The sequence below is a fragment of the Sodalis praecaptivus genome (genome assembly GCF_000517425.1).
In the GTDB taxonomy this organism is placed as follows: domain Bacteria; phylum Pseudomonadota; class Gammaproteobacteria; order Enterobacterales; family Enterobacteriaceae; genus Sodalis_A; species Sodalis_A praecaptivus.
Map to the genome: position 1 here is coordinate 1682871 of NZ_CP006569.1, position 15997 is coordinate 1698867.

General features: G+C 60.2%; 13 protein-coding genes. 6 read left to right on the forward strand and 7 right to left on the reverse strand.

Annotated features, from left to right (window positions below; genetic code table 11):
- Nucleotides 1–17 precede the first annotated feature (17 nt).
- From SANT_RS07425 to SANT_RS07450, 6 genes are all read left to right on the forward strand, one after another.
- Nucleotides 18–1979, forward strand: a complete 1962-nt coding sequence (locus SANT_RS07425) for a methyltransferase domain-containing protein (RefSeq protein WP_025421662.1) — start codon at nucleotides 18–20, stop codon at nucleotides 1977–1979.
- Between the two features lie 12 nt (nucleotides 1980–1991).
- A complete protein-coding gene (locus SANT_RS07430) occupies nucleotides 1992–3968 on the forward strand; it encodes a glycosyltransferase family 4 protein (RefSeq protein WP_025421663.1) in 1977 nt (658 codons plus the stop codon).
- 96 nt (nucleotides 3969–4064) lie between these two features.
- Nucleotides 4065–5201 carry a glycosyltransferase family 4 protein gene (locus SANT_RS07435; protein ID WP_025421664.1) on the forward strand — a complete coding sequence of 379 codons (1137 nt, stop codon included), beginning with the start codon at nucleotides 4065–4067 and terminating at the stop codon, nucleotides 5199–5201.
- Between the two features lie 8 nt (nucleotides 5202–5209).
- Nucleotides 5210–6334, forward strand: a complete 1125-nt coding sequence (locus tag SANT_RS07440) for a glycosyltransferase family 4 protein (protein WP_025421665.1) — start codon at nucleotides 5210–5212, stop codon at nucleotides 6332–6334.
- 121 nt (nucleotides 6335–6455) lie between these two features.
- Entirely contained in the window at nucleotides 6456–7862 is a 1407-nt protein-coding gene (gene gndA, locus SANT_RS07445; RefSeq protein ID WP_025421666.1) for an NADP-dependent phosphogluconate dehydrogenase, read from the forward strand.
- Nucleotides 7863–8476: 614 nt separating this feature from the next.
- Complete coding sequence (locus tag SANT_RS07450) at nucleotides 8477–9682, forward strand: hypothetical protein (protein ID WP_038668360.1); 1206 nt, start codon at nucleotides 8477–8479, stop codon at nucleotides 9680–9682.
- Between the two features lie 151 nt (nucleotides 9683–9833).
- Here the strand turns inward: SANT_RS07450 and hisIE are convergent, their stop codons facing one another.
- Genes hisIE through hisD form a run of 7 tightly spaced genes read right to left on the reverse strand, consistent with a single transcriptional unit; the run spans nucleotide 9834 to nucleotide 15993 of the window.
- A complete protein-coding gene (gene hisIE, locus SANT_RS07455; RefSeq protein WP_025421668.1) occupies nucleotides 9834–10445 on the reverse strand; it encodes a bifunctional phosphoribosyl-AMP cyclohydrolase/phosphoribosyl-ATP diphosphatase HisIE in 612 nt (203 codons plus the stop codon).
- Nucleotides 10439–11215 (reverse strand): imidazole glycerol phosphate synthase subunit HisF, encoded by a 777-nt coding sequence (gene hisF, locus SANT_RS07460; RefSeq protein ID WP_025421669.1) that lies wholly within the window; start codon nucleotides 11213–11215, stop codon nucleotides 10439–10441. Before hisF ends, hisIE begins: the two co-directional genes overlap by 7 nt.
- The gene (gene hisA, locus SANT_RS07465; protein ID WP_025421670.1) at nucleotides 11197–11937 is read right to left on the reverse strand and encodes a 1-(5-phosphoribosyl)-5-[(5-phosphoribosylamino)methylideneamino]imidazole-4-carboxamide isomerase; all 741 of its coding nucleotides are present in this window, start codon (nucleotides 11935–11937) and stop codon (nucleotides 11197–11199) included. Before hisA ends, hisF begins: the two co-directional genes overlap by 19 nt.
- 3 nt (nucleotides 11938–11940) lie before the next feature.
- Nucleotides 11941–12531, reverse strand: coding sequence for an imidazole glycerol phosphate synthase subunit HisH (gene hisH, locus SANT_RS07470; RefSeq protein ID WP_025421671.1), 591 nt, complete (start codon nucleotides 12529–12531; stop codon nucleotides 11941–11943).
- Nucleotides 12531–13598, reverse strand: a complete 1068-nt coding sequence (hisB, locus tag SANT_RS07475; RefSeq protein WP_025421672.1) for a bifunctional histidinol-phosphatase/imidazoleglycerol-phosphate dehydratase HisB — start codon at nucleotides 13596–13598, stop codon at nucleotides 12531–12533. Before hisB ends, hisH begins: the two co-directional genes overlap by 1 nt.
- Complete coding sequence (hisC, locus tag SANT_RS07480; protein WP_025421673.1) at nucleotides 13595–14683, reverse strand: histidinol-phosphate transaminase; 1089 nt, start codon at nucleotides 14681–14683, stop codon at nucleotides 13595–13597. Before hisC ends, hisB begins: the two co-directional genes overlap by 4 nt.
- Nucleotides 14680–15993 carry a histidinol dehydrogenase gene (gene hisD, locus SANT_RS07485; RefSeq protein ID WP_025421674.1) on the reverse strand — a complete coding sequence of 438 codons (1314 nt, stop codon included), beginning with the start codon at nucleotides 15991–15993 and terminating at the stop codon, nucleotides 14680–14682. The genes hisC and hisD overlap by 4 nt, the downstream gene beginning before the upstream one ends.
- Between the last annotated feature and the right edge of the window lie 4 nt (nucleotides 15994–15997).

Here is a 15997-nt window from a genome sequence, read left to right on the forward strand (position 1 = left end):
AAGGCTATGTGAAAGCAATGAGTAAAAATGTGCAGCAGCTGGTGGCGGAACTGCCTGAGGTGTATCAGACCATTTATGGGCATCCGGAATGGGCGCAGGCGGCGTCGCGGGACTGCTATGATCGCATTGATACCCTTGGCGCCATCTATGATCAATTGGCCGCGAAGCTCGGCCGACCCTTGCGGGTGCTGGATCTGGGCTGTGCCCAGGGCTTCTTTTGTTTGAGCCTGGCCGAGCGCGGCGCCACCGTCAAAGGCGTGGATTTCCAAGAGGAAAATATCGCGGTATGCCGCGCGCTGGCCGATGAAAACCCACAATTGGACGCCTCTTTCGCCACCGGCCGCATTGAGGAGGTCATCGATGCGCTGGAGCCCGGTCAATATGATCTGGCTATCGGCCTGAGCGTGTTCCATCATATCGTTCATCTCCACGGCGTGACGCGGACGCAGCGCTGGCTGGCCCGTCTCGCATCCTGCACCGAAGCCATGATCCTGGAGCTGGCGCTACGCGGGGAGCCGCTATATTGGGGACCTTCTCAGCCGGCGGACCCGCGCGAGTTGCTGCGCGATTGTGCTTTCTTTCACGAAATCGCGCGTTTTAACACGCATCTCTCCGCTATTTATCGCCCGCTGTACGTGGTCAGTCAACATTGGCTGCTGCTAGAGGGACATTGTGAGGTCATCGAGCAGTGGCGTGATGCGCCTTATACCGAGGCCCAGGAGGCCCACCACGGCAGCCGCCGCTACTATTTTGGCAAAAACTATTTCTGTAAGGTTATCAATTTCAACCTGGCGGACGGTAGCCTGCTGGAGGCGGAAAACCAACGTAATCAGGACGAACTGCGGCGCGAATGCGCTTTTCTTGGCGCACCGCCGTCGGGCTTCGTTGCGCCGGCTTTGCTCGGGCATGGCATAAGCGACAGCGAAGGATGGCTGATAACGGAACGGCTGGAGGGCGAATTACTGCGGGACCGGTTATTGCGCGAAGACGGGCTGGATAGGGCGCGCATCATCGGCGAGCTGCTGGAGCAACTGACGCTTTTGGAGCAGGCCGGTCTTTATCATGACGATTTGCGCAGTTGGAATGTCCTTATCAATCGTAATGACGCGGTGCGCCTCATCGATTACGGCTCGATTGGCGCCGAAAAAACCGATTGTGTCTGGCCGTACGATCTTTTTCAGTCCTGGTCTATTTTTGTCAACGAACTGTTCAATCCGCCAGCGACAAAACTTGACCTGCTTCGCCCCTTTGCCCTTAGCCCGTTCAATGTGCCGGAACCCTTTCGCCGCTGGCTGTTTGCCGCCTGGCGTCAGCCGGCGCAGACCTTAACCTTCGCCAAGCTACAGGCGCTATTTGCGCAGCGCGAACGGTTGCCGGCCTGTGCAGAGAACGAGACCGGCATGGAGCGCTGGGTGGCGGCCATGGAATCAGGTCTACAACAACTGCAACTGCATGTGCATCATCTGCCGGGTGAACGCGTGGCGCCGCCGCCAAGCAGCGATGTGGACGCCCCTTTTGCAGACCTGTTGCGCCGTACCGAGAGCCTCGAACAGCAAATGGCCGAGCAGCTTGAGCGCCAGCGGGACAGCGACGATCGGCTGGCGGCCGTTTTGCGCAGCCGATCCTGGCGTTTGATGGCCCCATATCGCTATGCGGGGTTGCAGTACCATTTGCTACGCCAGCACGGTGTCAAAGGCCGCGCCCGCCATGCCGCCAAACGGGCGTTACGAGCGGGTTACGCGCAGATTCACCGGCGTCCGGCACTGAAATCTTGGGTCATCAATACCCTCCATAAAAGCGGATACTACCCGCAGGCGCGGCAGCTTTTTCAGCGTTTATTTCCACTCTCTCATTCCGTAGAGGAAGGGATGCAGCAGGCAACACACGATGCCCAACGCGCGCGCTTATCGGCGCAATTGAACGAGATGGACAGCGTGCCCGAAGAGGTGCGAAATATTTATCAGCAGCTGAAAAAATAAAAGGTAACATCAGTGCACATTCTTATTGACGTCCAGGGTTTGCAGTCGGCAAGTAAATATCGCGGTATCGGCCGGAGCACGTTGGCGATGAGCCGAGCCATCATCCGCAATGCCGGCGAGCATCGGGTAAGTATTCTGCTCAATGGCATGTTCTCTCTGGATAATATCCGCGAAGTGCGTCAGGCATATCACGATGTGCTGCCGGCCAGTGAAATTTTTACCTTTGCCGCGCAGGGACCGGTGGCGGCCTGCGATGTCGCCAACGCAGAACGCAACCGCGCCGCGCATATCAGCCGCGATGTCGCTATTGCCCATATCAACCCTGATGTCGTGTTCGTCATCAGTTTTTTTGAGGGGCACGTGGATGAATATATCGTATCGATCCCCGACTATCCGGTGACATGGCGCACGGTTTGCGTCTGCCACGATTTGATCCCGCTATTGAATCCGGAAACCTATCTGGCTGATATCAATTTCCGCCAATTCTATACCCACAAGCTGCATGAATATGAACGCGCCGACGCGATTTTCGCCATTTCCGCCTCGGCGGCTGAGGAGGTGAAAGAATACACCGCTATCGATCCGTCGCGGGTAATCAATATCTCCTCCGCCGTAGAGCCGGAGTTTCGCGTGCTTTCGCTTACGCCAGAGCAAAAGCAGGCTTTCCGCCAGCGTTATCGCTTGCCGGATAGGTTTATGATGACGTTGGCCATGATCGAGCCGCGCAAAAACATTGAGGCGCTGATTGAAGCCTATAGTCAATTACCCGAACCGTTGCGCAATGACTGCCCCTTGGTGCTGGCCTGTAAAATCCGTCCGGCCGAACTGGCTCAGATTCAACGGCTGTGCGCGAAATGTGGGCTGACGTCCGAACAGGTGTTGTTTACCGGTTATGTGCCCGACAGTGATTTAATCACCCTGTATAACCTTTGTAAGCTGTTTATTTTCCCTTCACTCCATGAAGGTTTTGGTTTGCCGCCGCTGGAGGCGATGAGCTGCGGCGCGCCGACGCTTTCGTCGAATGCGACCAGCCTGCCGGAAGTGATTGGTTGGCCGGAAGCGATGTTTGACCCGACGAGTCGCCAAGCTATGCGCGATAGCATGCTACGTGCGCTTGAAGATGAGGATTTTTATCAGCGGTTGCAGGATCATGCCCTGACGCAGTCGGCAAAATTCTCCTGGGACCGCACCGCCCAACTGGCACTGGCGGGATTTGAACAGGTCATGACGCGCCAGGTACCGACGCCGGCGGCGGACGCCAGGCAATTTACCGCCGAAGCCATCCGCCGTTTAGCGCAAACGGTAACCCTGAACCCAGAGACCGACCGCTTGGGCCTAGCTTGGGCGCTGGCGCAGAATGCCTTCAGTGAGCAAACGCCACGGCTGTGGGTTGATGCCACCACGCTGATGACGCCGGGCGATACGGCGGCGACAGCCCAGACGCACCGGCTGATATCGGCATTGCTGGCGACAGAACCGTCGGATTACTCGGTACACGTCGTCTATTGCCTGCACAATAGCGGCTATCGACATGCCGTGGTCAACCCGGACGGCGGCCTGGCTCCCGCCCGTGCGCAAGATGTGCCGGTGCTTTTCACCCAGCAGGATGTGCTGCTGGTGGCCGAACCACAGGATCCTGTGAGCGCCAGGCAGCAGGCGGAGCTGGATGCGCTCATCAGGGCAGGAACGCAAGTGGTGTTCTGGCTTCCCGATGATGCATTTGCCGCGGCGTGGCTCGCGGCCCCGCAAGAGGCATGTCCGCCGGAGGGGGCAGGGCTACGCGCGATGCTCCGCTATGCCGACACTATTTTTTGCCCTTCAGACGCTATTGCGGCGGAACTGGAGCGCCGCAGGGCGCAATGGGCGAACGAGATTGCCCTGAACGCGACGCTCAAGATTGACAGTCTGGAGGCTGACGCTATCCCCGCCGCCGGAGACGACATCCATCGGTTGATTGCTCGGTTACCGCTTGCTGCCCCGAGGAAATAAGTGCGGGCGCACGACGGCCGGCGCGGCAGGTAAAACGATTGCTGGGACAACGAAACCAGCCCGGCGCCGATCGCTTTCAGGATTAGGATCTCACGCATGAAGATAATGTTTGCTACCGATGCGATAAAATATCCGTTAACCGGGATTGGCCGTTATGCATTGGAGCTTGTGCACCAGCTAGAGCGTATGCCGGAAGTGGAAGAACTGCGGTTTTTTAACCGACTGCAGGTTCAGACTTCCCTGCCGGACTACTCACCTGCGTTGGCTTCACCTTCCCGGCCTTGGCAACAATGGCTTCAGCGCCGTAGCGCGTTGATAGAAATGTACCGGCTCGTGTTTCCGCTAGGCCAAAGAGTGGGGTTGCGCAATTATCGCGATTACATTTACCACAGCCCTAACTATTATCTGCCGGTGGGCATGCCGCGTTCGCTTACCACTTTCCATGATATTTCTATTTTTACCTGTCCTGAATACCACCCGCCAGAACGGGTGCGGTATTTACGTAAAGCGATGCTATCCAGTCTGCGGCGCGCCAGCCGGGTGATTACCGTCTCCGACTTCTCCAAAAATGAACTGGCGGCGTATTTTAATTACCCGATCGAAAAAATTGATGTTACGCCCTTGGCCTGCGGCACGTCGTTTTATCCTCGCGTCGAGGATGCGGTGGCGCCGCTCTTGTCGCGATTGGGAATAGGATATCGTGGGTATACTTTATTTACCGGCACCATTGAACCACGCAAAAATCTATCGGTGCTGCTCAATGCCTATGAGCAGCTTCCGCTAACGCTGCGGCAGCGTTTTCCGCTGGTGATAAGCGGTTATAAAGGCTGGGGCAGCGACGCTCTCCATCAGCGCTTTGAACGCGGCAGCCGCGAAGGTTGGGTTAACTATCTGGGTTATGTGGCGCAAGAGGAACTGCCGATTTTATTTGCCGCCGCCCGCTTGTTTGTGTTTCCCTCATTGTATGAAGGATTCGGCTTACCGGTATTGGAGGCCATGGCGTCGGGCGTGCCGGTGGTCTGTTCCAGCGCCGCATCGCTGCCGGAGGTGGCGAATGATGCGGCGTTGATCTGCGATCCGCGGGATGTCGACGCCTTAAGCGCGGGGATCGCGCGGGGGTTGCAAGACGAGGCGTGGCGTGCGGAGGCCGTGAGCGCCGGTCTGGCGCGCGCGCAAATGTTCTCCTGGCAGCGCTGCGCTCAGGATACGATTAAAGCTTATCTTAAGGTTTAATGTGGTCTATGCTGAAAGTCTTACATTTTTATAAAACCTACTATCCCGACTCTTACGGCGGCATTGAGCAGGTGATTTTTCAGCTGTGCGAAGGCGGTCCGGCGTACGGTATCGATTCCACCGTGCTGGCGTTGAGCCCGCGCGGTCACTGTGAACCCAGGCCGCTGGGGCAGCATCATACCGCCTACAGCGCCGTCAATTTTGAATTTGCCTCGACGCCGTTTTCATTTGGCGCTATCGCGCGCTTTCGCCAGCTGGCGGCCGAAGCCGATGTGGTCCATTTCCATTTTCCCTATCCTTTCATGGATATGGTGCATTTTTTGGCGGCGAATAATAAACCGACCGTGGTCACCTACCATTCGGATATAGTAAAACAAAAATTTATCCTGCGGATGTATACTCCGCTGATGCGCCATTTTCTCGGCGATGTCGATCGTATCGTCGCCTCGTCGCCGAATTATGTCGCCACCAGCCCCATTTTGCAGCGCTACCTGGCCAAAGTGTCGGTGATCCCGTTTGGTCTCGACCGCGCATCCTATCCGCCGGCAGACAAGGCGCGCGAGGCGCAGTGGCGCAACCGGTTCGGCGAGCGTTTTTTTCTGTTCATCGGCGCGTTTCGCTACTACAAAGGATTGCATACGCTGATCGAAGCGGCGCGCAGCGCGCCTTATCCTATAGTTTTGATTGGCGTGGGGCCGATGGAGGCCGAGCTGAAAAAACGCAGCGCCGAATTGGGGCTGAATAATATCCATTTTCTCGGCGCCTTACCGGACGTGGACAAAGCCGCGTTGCTGGAGAGTTGTTATAGCGTGGTATTCCCGTCCCATTTACGGTCCGAGGCGTTTGGCATCACGCTCTTGGAGGGGGCGATGTACGGTAAGCCGCTGATTAGCTGTGAAATCGGCACCGGCACCACCTATGTCAATATTCATCGGCAAACCGGCCTGGTGGTGCCGCCGGCGTCGCCGGCGGAGCTGGCCGATGCCATGCGTCAGCTTTGGCAAAATCCCGCCCAGGCGCGGCGCTATGGCGAACAGGCGCTCGAGCGTTTCAACGCCTTATTTACTTCAACGCGGATGGTCAGTAGCTATGCTGATATCTACCGCGAGCTGGCGGGCCACGACAAAGGATAGCGTTCCTATCGCACCAATCACTACCCGCGAGACACTCGCTTAGGTTAACATATAATATACATATAGACCTGTCCGCCGCGCGGCGGCGGCAGGGGATCATCCTTACTACAGGAGTTGCTTAATGTCCACACAACAGATAGGCGTCGTCGGTATGGCGGTCATGGGGCGCAACCTGGCGCTTAACATCGAAAGCCGCGGTTACAGCGTATCCATTTTCAACCGGTCGCGCGAAAAGACCGATGAAGTGATCGCTGAAAACCCGGGGAAAAAGCTGGTGCCCTATTATAGCGTTGAGGAATTTGTTAATTCGCTTGAGAAACCGCGACGTATCCTGTTGATGGTCAAAGCCGGGGAAGGCACTGATAAAACTATCGAGTCGCTAAAACCGTTCTTGGAAAAAGGCGACATCCTTATCGATGGCGGCAACACCTTCTATAAAGACACCATCCGCCGCAACCGCGAGCTGTCGGAGGAAGGGTTTAACTTTATCGGCACCGGCGTTTCCGGCGGTGAAGAGGGCGCGCTGAAAGGGCCGTCGATTATGCCGGGCGGACAGAAACACGCCTATGAGCTGGTGGCCCCCATTCTGGAGAAAATCGCCGCGCGCGCCGATGGCGAAGCCTGTGTGACCTATATCGGTCCCGATGGCGCCGGCCATTATGTCAAAATGGTGCATAACGGTATCGAATACGGCGACATGCAGCTGATTGCTGAAGCCTATGCGCTGCTGAAGAATGCGCTGGGTCTGAGCAATGAGCAGCTTGCCAGCACCTTTAGCGAATGGAATAAAGGCGAGCTGAGCAGCTACTTGATTGATATCACAAAAGATATCTTCACCAAGAAGGATGAGCAGGGCCAATTCCTGGTGGACGTCATTCTTGATGAGGCGGCTAACAAAGGCACCGGCAAATGGACCAGCCAGAGCTCGCTGGATTTAGGCGAGCCGCTGAGTCTGATTACTGAATCGGTGTTTGCCCGCTACCTGTCATCCCTGAAGCAGCAACGCGTGGCGGCGTCCAAGGTGCTTACCGGTCCGCAAACGGAAGCGTTCAGTGGCGATAAAGCGGACTTTATCGAGAAAGTGCGCCGTGCGCTCTATTTAGGCAAAATAGTTTCCTATGCGCAGGGCTTTTCCCAGTTGAAGGCCGCCTCGGATGAAAACCAGTGGGATTTGAATTACGGCGAAATCGCGAAGATTTTCCGCGCCGGCTGCATTATCCGGGCGCAGTTCTTGCAAAAAATTACCGATGCCTATGCTCAAGATCCGGCGATCGCTAATCTGTTGCTGGCGCCGTACTTTAAGAAGATTGCCGATGACTATCAACAGGCGCTGCGCGATGTTGTGGCCTATGCGGTTCAGCACGGCATTCCGACGCCGACCTTCTCCGCCGCTATCGCTTACTATGATAGCTATCGTTCCGCCGTGCTGCCGGCCAACCTGATCCAGGCCCAGCGCGACTATTTTGGCGCCCATACCTACAAGCGTATCGATAAGGAAGGGGTGTTCCATACGGAATGGCTGGAATAAGGGCAACCGGCGCTACGCAGGCATGATAAGCGACTAACGAACGAAGCCAGGGCAGGGGATAATCCCTTGCCTGGCGGCATCTTGAACAGTGACACCGGCCGGTTATTCCGGCCGGTTTTTTTTTGCCGCGACGGCCGCGAAGGTGAATTGAAACGAGTCAATTAAGGTGAAACCGTGATATTTAAGGTCAACAGCCCTGGCTATACTGCCCGCCTTGGCCTGGAAAGGCCTTTCACAGAAAGGAATCATGCATGCTTAGCTCGTTTTTAACTTACCGCGGCGGCGCTCGGCATCACGCCGCACCCAGTGGCAGTGGGCCGGCAGAGCGTAGCGGCGGGGGCGCCGTTATCACCGCGCACGCTGGAGAAAAAAAACCACAAATCAGTACGCTACGGGCTTTATCGTTCATGCTCAGCGGCCATATCCGGCGCGTTGAACAGGGCAGCGCGGCGAGCGCTAGCGCGGGCGGTCACTTTCAGCGTGTAGCAGAGGGGCGAGCGGCGAGCGAGGCGCCGCTCGCTGAACGCGGCGGCCCGGCAGAAAGGGCGGCGGTTCGGCCATGGTCGCCGCAGGGGGAACGATCCGCTGACGCGCCTGCGCTGCCGGACAGGCGCATGGCTGACGGGGTTAGACGTCGCCCCCGGCTTATCCGGCAGGCCGACGCAGACGCCGGGCCAAAGGGGCCTGCGCCCGCATCGGCTAGCGCGAAGAGCGGCGACATAGCCGGCCGTGGCACCGCCAACGCGCTGCTGGCAAAGGTGGCGTCCGTAGCGGGCCGCTCGGCCTCTCTGCCGACCCAGGGCACCTTCTGCGGTGACCGCGCGGCCATTGCGTCGGCCGGGGGGGCGGTGCTGGGGGAGCGCGCGATTTCCCTGCCGGCCCACGGCGACGCTTTGTCGGGTCGCCCCATGCCATCGTCGAGCAACGCCGCTTTCCTCACCCGCCCGGTAAGGTTTTCACCCGCCGTTAGCGGCGGGATCTCCCCGCCGGCAGATGCGCTGGGCCACCCTCAGGAGGCATTCGCCACTACCCTGAACTGGATGTTTCCCCGTGCCGGTAGCGTCGCATCGCCGGCGCCGGCACGACGCGCGACCGCCGGCGATGTGCCACCGCCGCTGCCGCCAAAGCAGCGTAACCGCGCCGGCGTTTCCGCCCGGCCAGGGCGTGCTGCGCCATCGGCCGCCGCAAGGGCCAGCGGCGCGGCGCGATTCAGCGACGTGATGGCCTGGCTCGGTCGGGAGGGACATCGCGGCGCGGCATATCGGCTGTCCCCCGAACAACAGCATGCGGCGGTCGGGACGATGATGGGACAGGTTTTTCACGGACTCGATGGCCGGCAGGCGTCTGAGCTATATGATGCGCTGCTGGGCCTGATTGACCGCTGGCCGCATCATCTGCAGGCGGGAATATTGCGGGAATTGAGCGTGCAGGCCTTTCACGCCCTCCCTGAGCAGCGGTTGGCGGAGCATTGTCAGCGCTGGCTTAATCGGTTACCCGGATTCGCGCCGGCGGCCTATGATGATCTACTCGAGCATATCGCCACCTATTTTGCCGCCGTCCCCGCCGACGATGGTCTGGTTGTGTTCCAGCGGGTGGTGGCGCTCAGCCGCGCGTCAGAACGGCCGATTCTGAGCCTGCTGGCGCGGCGGTTGGGGACATTGACCACCGAGCTGCGCGGCCTGGCCTGGCAAATTCTGCTCGGCTGTCCGCATTTGCCCGCCGAGATGCGCACGGAACTTTCCGCTGCGCTGCGTGCGGCGGAGGAAGCGCAAGGCGGCGCGGCGGCTGGCGACGTCAACGCCGCGACCCGCGCCGCTTAAGCCCTGCGAGGCCCGAACGGCAGCCGCAAGAGCGGTGTATCGGCGGCGGTTCCCCGCCGCTTTCAACGCCTATCATCAGCGCTATCCCGCCGCGATGACGGGGACCTCCGCCCTCGCGCCGCCGTCCCCGGCCCGTCGCGTCGAGCGGGGTTTAGCGGTGACGTTCGCGCAGGCGGCCAATCACCCGGCTTAAATCGAGCTCTTGATCCTGCAACAGCACCAGCAGATGATAGACCAAATCCGCCGCCTCATTGGTCAGCTCCTCTTGGTCGTGTACCGTGGCGGCCAAGGCGGTTTCCACCCCCTCTTCGCCGACCTTCTGGGCGATGCGTTTGGTGCCGCTGGCGTACAGGCTGGCGGTATAGGAACTGTGTGGATCGGCGTTTTTACGCTCGCCGAGCAGCGTCTCCAGCGTATAGAGAAACCCCCAATCGCTGCTGGCTGGAGCAAAACAGCTGCTGGTCCCGTTATGGCAGGTCGGGCCTTTTGGATGAGCCAAAATCAGCAGGGTATCGTTGTCGCAGTCCGGGTGAAGGCTGACCAGGTGCAAAACGTGACCGGAACTTTCGCCTTTGGTCCACAAACGTTGTTTGCTGCGCGAATAAAATGTCACCTTGCCGGATTGTTCGGTTGCCTGTAGCGCGTCGGCGTTCATATAGCCCAGCATCAAAACCTCGCCCGAGACGGCATGCTGGACGATGGCGGGCAGCAGGCCGCCGTTTTTCTGCCAATCCAACTGCTGGCGCTGTTGTTCGGTTAACATAATCTGATTTCCACTCCCTCTGCCGCCAAAAACTGCTTCAACTCACCGATATTGATGATCTGCTTATGAAACACCGACGCCGCCAGGGCGCCGTCCACGTGCGCGTCGCGAAACGCCGCCAAAAAATGCGCCATCGCGCCGGCGCCGCCGGAAGCGATAAGCGGGACGTGGCAGCGTTCACGTACCTGCCGCAGTTGCTCCAAATCATAACCGTTACGTACGCCGTCCTGATTCATCATGTTCAGCACGATTTCCCCCGCGCCGCGCCGTTGCACCTCGTCTACCCAATCCAGGGTTTGCCAGGGGGTGATGCGGGTCCGGGTTTCGTCGCCGGTATATTGATTGACCTGATAACGCCGGTTGGCGGCGTCGAACCAGGTATCGATGCCGACGACAATACACTGCACGCCAAAGCGATCCGCCAGGCGGCTGATAAGCGTCGGGTCCGCCAGCGCCGGTGAATTAATGGAAATCTTATCGGCGCCGTAGGAGAGAATCTCCCCGGCTTGCTCGATGCTTTGGATACCGCCCGCCACGCAGAAGGGGATGTCGATGACTTCGGCGACCTCGGCTATCCAGCGTTTGTCCACCACCCGGCCGTCGGCGGAGGCGGTAATATCATAAAAGACCAGTTCGTCGGCCCCTTCCTCGGCATAACGGCGCGCCAGAGGCACGATATCACCGATAATCTCGTGATGGCGAAATTGCACCCCTTTGACTACCTGACCCTGCCGGACATCCAGGCAGGGAATTATGCGTTTTGCCAACATGTTAGCGCCTCCGCGACGGTAAATTTATTTTCCAGCAGCGCGCGGCCGACGATGACGCCCTGCACGCCGCTGTGGCGTAGCGCGGCGATATCCGCCAGGCTGCCGATGCCGCCGGAGGATTGAAAGGCAATATCGGGCCAGGTGTCGCACAGCGATTGATAAAGCGACAGGTTGCTGCCCGCCAGCGTGCCGTCGCGGGAAATATCGGTACACAGCACGTGTTTCAGACCCAACGGACGATAGTGCGCGATCACCTGTTCCAGCGTCGCGCCGGAGTCTTCTTGCCAGCCGCTTATCGCTACCCGCCGTTCGCCGTCGCCGTCGATGCGCACATCCAGCGCCAGCACCAGCGCGTCGGGGCCGAATCGCTCAAACCAGCGCCGCACCTCCTGCGGCTGCCTTACCGCGGTGGAGCCGACCACCACGCGGGTGGCGCCCGCCTCCAGCAGCGCCTCGACGTCCGCCGCGCTGCGAACGCCGCCGCCGACCTGCACCAGGGCCGGCGCCACTCCTGCCAGCAGCCGTGTCAACAGCGATATCTGGCGCGCTTGCGGGTCGCGCGCGCCGGATAAATCCACCAGGTGCAGCACCTCGGCCCCCTGGCGCAGGTAATCCTCAAGGCGCGGTAGCGGATCGGCGCCATAGCTGCGCTGTGTCTGATAATCGCCTTGATGCAGCCGCACCACGGCGCCGTCAATCAAGTCCAAAGCGGGTATAATCACCGGTTACATCTCCAAAAAGTTTTTCAGCAGTTGGCGGCCGGCGGCGCCGGAGCGCTCGGGATGAAACTGCACGCCGAAGAAGTTATCCTGCTCCACCGCGGCGGTGAACGGCGCGCCATAGCTGGCCTGGGCGATGGTGGCGGCGCACAGCGGCATGGCGTAGCCGTGAACGAAATAAAAGTAACTGCCGTCGTCTATGCCGCGAAACAGGCGATTGCCGGCCTGCGCCGTCACCTGGTTCCAGCCCATATGGGGCAGGGGCAGGCCGACGTCCGCCATGCGCGTCACCGGTGCGTCGATAATGCCGAGGGTGTTGACGCCGCCATTTTCATCGCTGGCGGCGCCCAGCAGCTGCATACCGAGGCAAATACCCAATACCGGCTGGGTGCAGGCTTTCACCAGCGCAATAAGTCCCCGCTCTTGCAACTGGTCCATGGCCGCCTGGGCGGTGCCGACGCCGGGCAGAAACAGTTTGTCCGCCTGCAATACCACCTCGGCGTCGCGGCTGACAATCGGTTGATAGCCCAGACGGCGCACCGCGGCGGTGACCGAGAACAGATTGGCGCAGCCGGTATCCAGGACAACCACGTTCATTACAGCACTCCTTTTGAGCTTGGCAGGGTATCACCCTCTACGCGGATGGCCTGGCGCAGCGTGCGGCCGAAGGCCTTGAACAGACTCTCTACCCGATGGTGGTCATTCTTGCCTTTAGTGCGCAGGTGCAGCGTGCAGGCCATGGCATACGAGAGGGAGCGGAAGAAATGCTCTACCATTTCGGTACTGAGATCGCCCACGCGCTGAAAACTGTATTCGGCTTTATATTCCAGATGCGGACGCCCGGAGATATCCAGCGCGCAGCGCGCCAAGCATTCGTCCATCGGCAGCACGAACCCGAAACGGCCTATGCCGCGTTTGTCCCCCAGCGCCTTATTCAGCGCTTCCCCCAGCGCCAGGGCGGTATCTTCCACCGTGTGGTGATCGTCGATATGCAAATCCCCCTGCACGGCAATATTCATGCGCAACCCGCCATGGGTCGCTATTTGATCGAGCATATGATCGAAAAAGCCGATGCCGGTGTTGATACGGCTGCCGCCTTCTCTGTCGAGCCAGACCTCGACGTCGATGGCGGTTTCCCGCGTCACGCGGTTGACGCGCGCATGGCGATCGCGGCGGGTGAGCTGCTCGCCGATAGCCTGCCAGTTGAGCGTCTCGCGTTGATAACGCAGCCCGCGAATACCCATATTGGCCGCAAGGGTCATATCGGTTTCCCGGTCGCCGATGACATAACTGTGGGCGTTATCCAACGCGCCCTGCTGTAGCCACGGCGTGACCAGCGCGGTCAGCGGTTTACGGCACGCGCAGCCGTCGGCGGGCAGATGCGGGCAAATCAACACCTCATCAAAAACGATGCCTTGCGACGTGAAAATGGCCATCATCAAATTATGCGGGCCATCGAAATCCGCCTGCGGGAAACTGGCGGTGCCCAGGCCGTCCTGGTTGGTAATCATCACCAGTCGGTAGCCGGTTTTTTGCAGCGCCAGCAGCGCCGGGATCACATCGGGCTCCAGCGCCAGCTTGTCCATACGGTCAACCTGGAAATCCTCCGGGGGTTCGCTGATAAGCGTGCCATCGCGATCGATAAACAGGACTTTCTGATTCACAGGGACTCCTTGCTGGATGAGGATGCGGGGGCCAGCGCCTTTAACGCCGCGACCACGCTTTGGCACTCCGCCTCGGTGCCGATGGTAATACGCAGACAGTCGGCCAATCCCGGCTGTTTGCTCTGATCGCGTAAAATCGTACCCTGATCCCACAGGGTTTTGAACACCTGATAGGCCGGATCGCAGCGGACCAGCAAGTAATTGCTGACGCTGGGATACACCGCGCGGATGCAGGGGCACTGCGCCAACTCGCGCGCCAGCGTTTCGCGATTAGCATTGATCTGCGCCACCCGCGTCCGCGTTTGCCGCAACCCGTCGGCAGACAGGGCCTGTTCGGCGATATCCGCTACCGGCAGCGCCAGGGGGTAGGGGGCAATAACTTTTAACAACAGCTGAACCACTTCAGCGTTGGCCAGCACAAAACCGCAGCGCAGTCCGGCCAAGGCGAAAGCCTTAGACAACGTGCGCAGGATGACCAGGTGCGGATACGCGGCAAGCCAACTCACCACGCTCGCCTGTGGGCAGAAATCGATATAGGCCTCGTCCACCACCAGCAACGCGCGATCGCGGGTCATTTCCAGCAGCGCGCGCAGGGTCTCGGGTTCGATAAGATTGCCGGTGGGATTGTTCGGACTGCAAATGTACAAAAGCTTCACGCCGTCGAGCCGCGCGTGAATGGCCGGCAGATCAAGCTGCCAGTCTTCGCGGGCCGCGACCGTGCGGCGCGCAATACCAAAGGTCTCGGCGCTGACGCTATACATGCCATACGTGGGCGGGCAAAACAGAATGGCATCGGCGCCCGGTTCGCAAAAGGCGCGGATCAGCAGCTCAATGCCCTCGTCGGCCCCGCGGCAGACCACCACGTTTTCCGCCCCCACACCCGCATAGTTCGCGTAACCGGTGATAACGCCCGCCGGCTGGCAGGCCGGGTAGCGGTTCAGATCGCCGCCGCGCAGATCGTAAACCGGCGGCAGCGGGTACTCGTTGGCGTTCAGCCAGATATCCCCCTGGCCGCCCAGCCGGCGCGCCGACAGATAGGGCTCCAGCGCCAGCACGTTGGCGCGGGCTAAGTGACTAATACTCATTGCTGCTCCTTGAGCGCGGCGACGCGCAGGCTGATGGCGTTTTTATGGGCGGTAAGCCGCTCGGCCTGCGCCAGGGTTTCGACGGTCGGCGCCAGCGCCAGCAGGCCGGCGGGCGTGAGTTCCTGGACCGTCATGCGTTTTTGGAAATCCGCCAGACCCAGGCTTGAACAGGTGGCGGTATAGCCGTAGGTGGGCAGGACATGGTTGGTGCCGGAGGCGTAATCGCCCGCGGATTCCGGTGACCAGTCGCCGAGGAAAATGGAGCCGGCGCTGGTAATTTCTTCCACCCAGCGCTCGGCATCGCGGGTTTGAATTATCAAGTGCTCCGGCCCGTAACGGTTGCTGATGGCCACGCACTCGGCCAGATCGGCGGTGATGATAAGGCGGCTACTGGCCAGCGCCTGGCGGGCGATAGCGGCGCGGGAGAGTGATTGTAATTGGCGTTCGGTTTCCAGCGCCACACGCTGTGCCAGAGAGGCGTCGGGGGTCAGCAGGATCACCTGGGAATCGGGGCCGTGTTCGGCCTGCGACAGCAGATCGGCGGCGACAAACGCGGGATTGGCCTGCGCATCGGCGATAACCAGCACTTCGGACGGCCCGGCGGGCATATCGATGGCGGCGCCGTCCAGACGCTGGCTGACCTGCCGTTTCGCTTCGGTGACCCAGGCATTGCCCGGGCCAAAAATTTTGTCCACTTTCGCGATGGACTCGGTGCCGAACGCCATGGCGGCAATGGCCTGCGCGCCGCCGACCTGGTAGATGTCTGCGACCCCGCATAGCGACGCCGCATACAGGATTTCATCGGCGATCGGCGGCGGCGAGCACAGGATCACCCGCCGGCAGCCGGCGATGCGCGCCGGCGTCGCCAGCATTAGCACCGTCGAAGGCAGCGGCGCGGAGCCGCCCGGGATGTAGAGCCCCACCGAAGCCACCGGCCGGGTCACTTGACGGCAGCGCACGCCCGGCATCGTTTCCACATCGACCTCCGGCAATTGCTGGGCGCGGTGAAAACGCTCGATGTTTGCCACCGCCACCGTCATCGCGCGTTTGATTTCCGGCGACAGCCGGCGGGCAGCCTGATCAACGGCCGCTTGCGTGACGCGCAGCTCGGGCGTCTCGGTGCAGTCAAAGCGGGCGTTAAGCGCGCGCAGCGCGTTGTCACCTTCCTGGCGAACCTGTTGCAGAATCGCGCCGACGGTGGCGCTGACGTCTGCCTGGGCATCGACCGCCGGGCGGGTCAACAGCCGCGCCTGCCCGGCGGCATCGCAATCGCGCCAGCGTATCGGTTGGGAAAAAACAGTGGCGGTCATGGCG

What these genes read in the sequence shown, in the direction of transcription:
- hisC (WP_025421673.1), bottom strand. Translation starts at nt 14,683, where the DNA reads ATGAGTATTAGTCACTTAGCCCGCGCCAACGTGCTGGCGCTGGAGCCC.
- gndA (WP_025421666.1), top strand. Translation starts at nt 6,456, where the DNA reads ATGTCCACACAACAGATAGGCGTCGTCGGTATGGCGGTCATGGGGCGC.
- SANT_RS07425 (WP_025421662.1), top strand. Translation starts at nt 18, where the DNA reads ATGAGTAAAAATGTGCAGCAGCTGGTGGCGGAACTGCCTGAGGTGTAT.
- SANT_RS07435 (WP_025421664.1), top strand. Translation starts at nt 4,065, where the DNA reads ATGAAGATAATGTTTGCTACCGATGCGATAAAATATCCGTTAACCGGG.
- hisH (WP_025421671.1), bottom strand. Translation starts at nt 12,531, where the DNA reads ATGAACGTGGTTGTCCTGGATACCGGCTGCGCCAATCTGTTCTCGGTC.
- hisD (WP_025421674.1), bottom strand. Translation starts at nt 15,993, where the DNA reads ATGACCGCCACTGTTTTTTCCCAACCGATACGCTGGCGCGATTGCGAT.
- hisIE (WP_025421668.1), bottom strand. Translation starts at nt 10,445, where the DNA reads ATGTTAACCGAACAACAGCGCCAGCAGTTGGATTGGCAGAAAAACGGC.
- SANT_RS07440 (WP_025421665.1), top strand. Translation starts at nt 5,210, where the DNA reads ATGCTGAAAGTCTTACATTTTTATAAAACCTACTATCCCGACTCTTAC.
- SANT_RS07450 (WP_038668360.1), top strand. Translation starts at nt 8,477, where the DNA reads ATGGCTGACGGGGTTAGACGTCGCCCCCGGCTTATCCGGCAGGCCGAC.
- hisF (WP_025421669.1), bottom strand. Translation starts at nt 11,215, where the DNA reads ATGTTGGCAAAACGCATAATTCCCTGCCTGGATGTCCGGCAGGGTCAG.